Origin of the sequence: uncultured Campylobacter sp. (assembly GCF_938017705.1) — a bacterium.
Taxonomy (GTDB): Bacteria; Campylobacterota; Campylobacteria; order Campylobacterales; family Campylobacteraceae; genus Campylobacter_B.
In genome coordinates this window covers 1-2,524 of record NZ_CALIIS010000207.1, presented here as the reverse complement: position 1 = coordinate 2,524, position 2,524 = coordinate 1, and the positions used below count along the sequence as shown (strand labels likewise).

The following is a 2,524-nucleotide window of genomic DNA, read 5'->3' as shown; positions in this document are numbered from 1 at the left end:
CATCGGCGGCATTTTTGCTTTCAGAATTTATTAAATTCAGGGCGGATGCTTGCTTTATAGAATTTGCGGCGGCGTTTGCATTCTTTTCACCGCCGCCTGCGATGTTTCGAGCCGCCCGCTCAGGCCAGTCTTTGCTTGCCGCATCGTCCGCGAGCTTTTTAAAATCGCCTCGCAACACGCAGCTGTTTTTGGCGCCGCTATTATTTTGCGCATTCAAACCGCCCTGCTCCGCTTCGCACCCTGTTTTATACCGCAAATAATCGGCGCTGCGCTGCTGCGAAGCGGAATACGGCGCGTTTTGGGTAAAATTTTCGCCCGCTTTTTTCAGCCTAAATTTATAGCTCTGCTCGCAGCCGTCGATATATAGGTTCTCAAGTCGCATGCCCGCCTCGCCGTCGAAGCTTACGGTTCGCAGGCCGCAAATGACCGCAACAAACGCGTCGAAAAGCCGCCCTAGCGAGCTTGAACGGACGGCACGCGGCGCGATTTTTTCTAAATTTGCGACTTCGCTCGCGCTAAATTTTGCCAAAAACTCGCGCGCGGCGTCCTTTGCGTTAAATTTAAACACGAGCGCGAGCGCGAGCTTGTAGATGTTTTTGATCGCGTTCTCGCCGCCGATAAGCGCGATCTCGTCGAATTTCGCGACGCGATTAAAGCCGAACTCGTTAAAAATCATCACCTCGCCGCCCCAGATTTTGCCGTCCGTGCCGTAGCCGGTGCCGTCGAAGCAAAAGCCGAGGTATTTTTTGCCGCTACCCAGTAGATCGTTTTGCGCCAGATTCGATACCAGATGTGCGAAATGGTGCTGGTAGCGCACCACGGGGTATCCACGCTGCTCGAAAAATCGCGTGTGCGAAAACTGCGGGTGCAGATCCGCGATGACGGCGTCGAACTTCAGCTCATAGGCGCGCACGAACATATCCAAAAGCGCGAAAAATCGCTCATTTGTGGCGACGTTTTTAAGATCGCCGATGTAGGGCGAGATGAAAATTTGCCCGTCTTTGTAGATTGCAAACTGATTTTTAAGCTCCGCTCCGAGCGCGAGAAAAGTGCCTTTGGCGTGGAATTTGCTAGGGAAAATTTTTGGATTCATTCCGCGAGATGTTCGCAAAAACAGCGCGCGATCTAAAGCGTCCGCTTCGGCGGAAAAATTCGTATATCTCGCTAAATTTGCGATACTTGTCGGTTTTGCGGCATCTGCGAGATTTGCAGCATTTGTGGAATTTGGGGCACTTGTGGAATTTGCTAAACCTGCGGCGCGGATGGATTTAGTCTCACGATCAGAATTTATTTCGGCGGCGGAATTTTTCTTAAAATTTTGCGGCTCGGTAGGGGTTTGTGCGCCCGCGTAATTTATGACGGAATTCTGCGTTAGAATGGAATTTTGCGCGGAGCTTCTTATCTCAGTGTAGGTCGGAAGTGGCGCGGAAATTTTACCAGAGCTATGAGCCGTTTTTGAACCAGGCGCCGAAGCTCGCGCTTCAAATGGTGGTAAAAAGGCGATACTATCATCACTCGGCGTTAAAATTTCGCGGTCGTTATCCAGGTAAAACGAGATAACGCTGCCCAGATTCGCGCGCAACTCCTCGCTGCTAAAAATAATGGGCTCGCCGCTAATGTTGGCGCTTGTGGCGACGATCGGGCGATCAAAATATTCAAAAAGCAGCAGATGCACGCCAGTATTTGCGAGAAAAATGCCTATTTTATTAAGGTTCGGCGCCACGCTTGGAGCGATAAAAATCGCGCTTGCTCTAAAAATCGCCGAAAAGCTTACGGGCAAACGCACGAAATAGTCCTCGCTATCGGAATGGGCGCCGCGTGCGTCCGCCGTGCACGCTCGCGCAGAGCATGAACCTTGCAAATTTATCGTCTGTTGCGGACTCAGCTCGCATGCAGCGCACTGCAAGTCTACTCTATCCTCGGCATGTCGCAAGTCCTGAATATTCGCCGAATTTTGAGAAATAGACTCGTCCGTCGCAAGCCGAAAATCAGGCCCATTCGCCACGCATTGCGAGTCTCTGCCATCAACTGCGGACTGCAAATTTAAATTATTAGTCGTATGTCGCAGCTCTAGCCCGCCTTTTGCTTGCGGCAAGCTCAAATTTTTAGCCGCGCGCTGCAAATCAGACCGATCGTATGCGCGCTCTAGCTCGTTTGCCGCATACTGCGAGTCGTCTGCTGCTAGCATATCGCAGGCGAAATTACGGTGCGTCGTTTTGCTAAAAATTTGTGCACTCTGCAATTCGCCCTGTTCTGCACAATCTTCAGCGCTTTGCGTACTAAATTTTTGCGCCGCAAAATTGCGCAAATTTTGTAGCGCAGATCCCCGCTCTTGCGCCGTCTCTTCTTGCTCGCCTGCAAATCTCGGCGATATAGGATTTTTGCCTTGCGCCTTTAAATTTTGCGTGCCGAAATCCGCCGCAAAGCCCGTCAGCGTGCGCCAAACAAAATCACGCTTTTTTAAAATCACGATCGGTTTGACATTGCAATCTATCAGTGCCTTTTCCTCTGCGCTTAAGCTTGC

At 51.0% G+C, this 2,524-nt stretch carries 1 protein-coding gene; it reads right to left on the bottom strand.

What is annotated here, in order from left to right:
- The coding region (locus tag Q0605_RS09355; RefSeq protein WP_298706455.1) for a Sua5/YciO/YrdC/YwlC family protein at window positions 1–2,494 on the bottom strand (2,494 nt) is incomplete at its 3' end.
- Between the last annotated feature and the right edge of the window lie 30 nt (window positions 2,495–2,524).